Source organism: Rhodoplanes roseus (assembly GCF_003258865.1).
Classification (GTDB): Bacteria; Pseudomonadota; Alphaproteobacteria; order Rhizobiales; family Xanthobacteraceae; genus Rhodoplanes; species Rhodoplanes roseus.
On the sequence record NZ_NPEX01000044.1, the window covers coordinates 1 to 4,435 of the forward strand.

At 69.1% G+C, this 4,435-nt stretch carries 5 protein-coding genes; all 5 read left to right on the forward strand.

All coding sequences use genetic code 11. The features are described 5' to 3' along the window. On the forward strand, nt 1-579 hold a 579-nt coding region (locus CH341_RS09000; protein WP_210208221.1), incomplete at its 5' end, for an energy transducer TonB. Nucleotides 580-617: 38 nt separating this feature from the next. Then, nucleotides 618-1,097 carry a DUF6790 family protein gene (locus CH341_RS09005; RefSeq protein ID WP_111418707.1) on the forward strand — a complete coding sequence of 160 codons (480 nt, stop codon included), beginning with the start codon at nt 618-620 and terminating at the stop codon, nt 1,095-1,097. Nucleotides 1,098-1,497: 400 nt separating this feature from the next. Further along, entirely contained in the window at nt 1,498-1,872 is a 375-nt protein-coding gene (locus CH341_RS09010) for a (2Fe-2S)-binding protein (RefSeq protein WP_111418708.1), read from the forward strand. Nucleotides 1,873-2,049: 177 nt separating this feature from the next. Then, a complete protein-coding gene (gene bfr / locus CH341_RS09015; RefSeq protein WP_111418709.1) occupies nt 2,050-2,532 on the forward strand; it encodes a bacterioferritin in 483 nt (160 codons plus the stop codon). 400 nt (nt 2,533-2,932) lie between these two features. Beyond that, entirely contained in the window at nt 2,933-4,384 is a 1,452-nt protein-coding gene (locus CH341_RS09020; protein WP_111418710.1) for an efflux transporter outer membrane subunit, read from the forward strand. Nucleotides 4,385-4,435 lie beyond the last annotated feature (51 nt).

Genomic DNA, 4,435 nt, shown 5'->3' on the forward strand with positions numbered 1-4,435 from the left:
GTGGCGGCTCCGGCCGACACGCCCGCGGACACCCCGCCCGCGGACACCCCGCCCGTGGCCACGGCGCCGCCCGAGCCGATCCCGGCGCCCGTCACCGAGACGGCGGCCCTGCCGCCCGCGCCGGCCGCGGCGGCGCCCCGCAAGCCCGCTCCCGCACCGGCGCGCGCCGCCGAGAAGCCGCGCCCGGCCGTGCGGCCGCCCGCCACGGCCAAGCCGCGGGGAGAGAACGGCAAGGACACGCGTGTCGCCGTCGCCGCGCCGTCGGCCGGCGCGAGCGGTCTCGGCATCGGCCGATCCGACGCGCACTCGAACTATCCGGGCCTCGTCGCCGCCCATCTGGCCCGCTTCAAGCGTTTTCCGGCCGAGGCGCGCCAGCAGGGCAATGGCGGGGTCGCGACGGTGCGCTTCATGCTCGACGGCGGCGGCCGGGTGACCTCGGTGGCGCTGGTCGCCGGCAGCGGGAACCCGGCGCTCGACCGCGAGAGCGTCGAGGTGGTGCGGCGCGCCTCGCCGTTTCCGGCGCCGCCGGACGGGCGGCCGCGCGGCTTCAGCCAGCCGATCCGCTTCAACGTGCGCTGACCGTATCTCCGGCAGGGCGCCGCGCCCGAGGAGGCTTCATGGTTTCGCTGGTTCCGGTCGCGAGCTGGCTCGCCGCCCTTCTGGTCTCCGCCGTCGTGCTGCTGCGCGGTCCGCGGCCCCTGTCGGCCGCCCGGGTCGCCGACGTCCCGCTGCGCTGGATCCTCTTCTTCCCGGTCGGCCTGATGGGCTTGTGGGGGGCGCTCGGCCACATCGCCTTCGCGCAGCAGGCCGCCGCCTCGATCGGCTGGGCGCCGAGCCCGTTCCAGTACGAGGTCGGGGTCGCCAATCTAGGGATCGGGCTGGCCGGGCTCTACGCGGCCTTTCGGGGCTTCGAGGCGCGGCTGGCGACGGCTCTGATGGTCGCGGCTTTCCTGGGCGGTGCGGCGGTCGGCCATGTCCGCGACATTGTGGCGTCCGGGAACCTCGCTCCGGGCAATGCCGGACCGATTTTGGTGACCGACATCGTCACCCCGCTCGCCCTGCTGCTGCTGCTCGCGGTCCGCCGGCGGCGCGGCTGAAAAGCCTTGTCCCGCTGGTGCTTACGTATTCGACCGGACGGTTCGGCGGGCGGTATGGTTCAAGACAACCGTCAGACGAAATTGCGACATGGTCGCAAATCGCCGCGTTGGGCGGACGGTCCTTGCCGTCGATGCCAAGCAATGTCGTGTCGGATCGAAGACGACCAAAGGTCGTCATTGCGCGACCGCCGCGCTCTAGACCCGTAGTCTGGAGTCTTTCTTGGTTCGTGTGTTTCTAAAGTACACTTGGAGTGCATTTGGATATGCTATGATGCTCCAGTAATTCATCTTAGTTAGAACAATTTAAAAGAGTGAATTTCTTTTGCAATCCAGTCGCAGTTGCCCTATCTCAGGACGGAGCCTGCGTTCGCTGATCGTCCCACTGGAAACCGCGTCCGCCATGATCGTCTGTTCCTGCAATGTGATTTCGGACCGCCAGGTCCGCGACGTGGTGAGCGAGCGGGGCACCCGGATCACCAGCCAGGTCTACGGCTGTCTCGGTTGCAGCGCCCAATGTGGCCGCTGCGCCCGGACGATCCGCAAGATCATGGACCAGGCGCTGCTCGCCTGCGCCAAGGACTGTGCCTGCTGCGCGGCGGGCGGCCGCGAGGAGGCTCACGCCGAGCCGCATCGCCTCGGCGAGCCGGCCCACGAGCACGATCATCCCGGCCAGCCGGTCCAGACGGCGGCTCCGGCGGCGCACGAGCACGGCTCGGTGCGCTCCGGGCACGCACAGCTCACGCACCCCCATCCCGTGCACGGCGTTCCCGACTGACAGTCGCGTGACGCAGGGCGGCCTGCCGTTTCGGCAGGTCGGCCGAGAACGGCGCTTTGCGTCGCCGGTGGCGCGTCGTCCGCCTGCCCCCGCTCTTGCCTTGGCCGCCCGGTTCCCGCAGTTTAGAATCACACAAAGGACGCAAGTTCGGATCGCGCCAGGAACGGAGCAGGCAGGATGAAGGGCGACGCGAAGGTCATTGAATACCTCAATAAAGGATTGCGGAGCGAGCTCACTGCCGTGAGCCAGTACTGGCTGCACTATCGCATGCTGGAAAACTGGGGCTACCGTGATCTCGCCAAGAAGTGGCGCAAGGAATCCATCGAAGAGATGGAGCATGCGGACAAGTTCATCGACCGGATCATCTTCCTCGATGGCTTCCCGAACCTGCAGGTTCTCGATCCTCTGCAGATCGGCCAGAACGTGAAGGAGATCCTGGAGTGTGATCTCGCCGCCGAGCAGGGGGCGCGCGCGCTCTACCAGGAGGCTGCGGCCTACTGCGCCTCGGTGAAGGACTTCCCGACCCGCGACCTGTTCGAGGAGCTGATGACGGACGAGGAAGGCCACATCGACTTCCTCGAGACCCAGCTCGACCTGGTCGCCAAGCTCGGCGTGGAGCTCTACTCGCAGCACCATATCGGCGAGCTCGACGAGGACTGATCCGCTGCCTTCGTGTCCTTTGGACAGGCGTTCGTGCGTGGCCGGGTCTCGTCCCGGCCACGCACTTTTCGACCGGAGACCTCCGGGAGCTTTCGACCGGACACGTCCGGGCGCTCGCGGGCGGTCTGGGTCGCGGGCAGGGCGGATCGCCGGGACGGGTCTTCCCGCGTTCCGCGAAAAGTAAAGTCGTTGCTTGTTCCCGGCCTGCAACAGCGGGCCGTCATTGTCGGCGTTCCGAAGGAATACCGGGTTCCTGTCGTATTTGTAATGACGGCCGGCGTGCCGAACGGCTCTAGAATTGCCTGAAATCACGTCGAAGACGGACAGCGACGGGTCCGTCGCACGGCGGCCCGCCGTAACTTTCTTCCGTCCGGGCGAGCCCACCACGACAATGCGGCCGATGAGCGAGCGACACGACACGGAGGCCGGACCTGCCCGGCGCGGGCGTGCGGCCGTCGCCGTCTGCGCGATCGCCATGTTGCCGCTGCTCGGCGGCTGCTTCGTCGACACCGAGAAGCCCGAGCTCGCCCTGGATGTTCCCGGGCAATACAAGGAAGGCCGCGGCAAGGCCGAGGCCGGCCCGCCGCTCGACTGGTGGCGCGGCTTCCGGTCGCGCGAGCTGACCGTGCTGATGGAGGAGGCGCAGACCTCCAACCTCGACATCGCGGCCGCCGTCGCCCGCATCGTGCAGGCGGACGCCCAGGCCCGCGTCACCGGCTCCGCCCTGCTGCCGAACCTCTCCGGTGCCGGCTCGGCCACCCGCACCCGCACGGCCGGGGCGTCGACGAGCAGCGGCGTCGGCAGCGAGCGCAACTCCTACACGACCTATCTGACGGCGAGCTACGAGCTCGACTTCTGGGGCAAGAACCGCGCGTCGCTCCTGGCCGCCCAGGAGTCGGCGGTCGCCAGCCGGTTCGACCGCGACACCGTCGCGCTCACCGCGATGGCGAATGTCGGCAACGCGTACTTCCAGCTCCTCGCCGCCCAGGACCGGCTGCGCATCGCCCGCGCGAACCTCGCCGCCGCGAACCGCATCCTGGCCCTGATCAAGGAACGCTTCGCCGCCGGCACGGCCAACAGCCTCGACGTGTCGCAGCAGGAATCGCTCGCCGCCACGGTGCGGGCCAACCTGCCGGCCTACGAGATCACGATCCGGCAGAACACCGCGACGCTGGCCGTGCTGGTCGGCCGCACGCCCGAGCACTTCAGCGTCAAGGGTGGCACGCTCGACAACGTCGCGGTGCCGCGCATCCCGCCCGGCCTGCCGGCCGACCTGATCAACCAGCGCCCCGACATCCGCTACGCCGAGGCGCAGCTCGTCTCCGCCAACCATTCGGTCGAGTCGGCCCGCGCCAGCTTCTTCCCGAGCATCTCGCTCACCGGCCAGAACGGCGTGCAGAGCGCCGCCCTCGCGAGCCTGTTCGGGCCGGGGGCGTGGTTCTACACGGCGAGCGCGTCGCTCACCCAGCCGATCTTCGACGGCGGCAACCTGCTCGGCCAGCTCGAGCAGACGCAGGGCCGGCAACTCGAGCTGTTGCAGACCTACCGCAAGGCGGTGATCAGCGGCTTCTCCGACGTCGAGCAGGCGCTGATCTCGTTGCGCCAGCAGACCGAGCGCGAGCGCCTGCAGGCCGTCGCGGTGCGCAGCGCCCGCGAGGCGTTCGACATTTCAGAATCGAGGCTGCGCGAGGGCATCGTCGACTACGTCACGGTGCTGAACACGCAGCAGACCCTGTTCACCGCCCAGGACACGCTCGTTCAGGTGCGACTGGCCCGGATGCTCGCGGCGGTGAGCTTGTTCCAAGCGCTCGGCGGCGGATGGCCGCCGCGCATCGGAGGCGACCCCGCGTGATCAGCGGACCCGAAGAGAGAACCGACGGCTCGGCCCAGCCGCAGCCGTCCC

Bases quoted from the DNA above. Each gene is read 5' to 3' on its own strand.
- CH341_RS09020 (WP_111418710.1), top strand. From the start codon at position 2,933: ATGAGCGAGCGACACGACACGGAGGCCGGACCTGCCCGGCGCGGGCGT.
- CH341_RS09010 (WP_111418708.1), top strand. From the start codon at position 1,498: ATGATCGTCTGTTCCTGCAATGTGATTTCGGACCGCCAGGTCCGCGAC.
- CH341_RS09005 (WP_111418707.1), top strand. From the start codon at position 618: ATGGTTTCGCTGGTTCCGGTCGCGAGCTGGCTCGCCGCCCTTCTGGTC.
- bfr (WP_111418709.1), top strand. From the start codon at position 2,050: ATGAAGGGCGACGCGAAGGTCATTGAATACCTCAATAAAGGATTGCGG.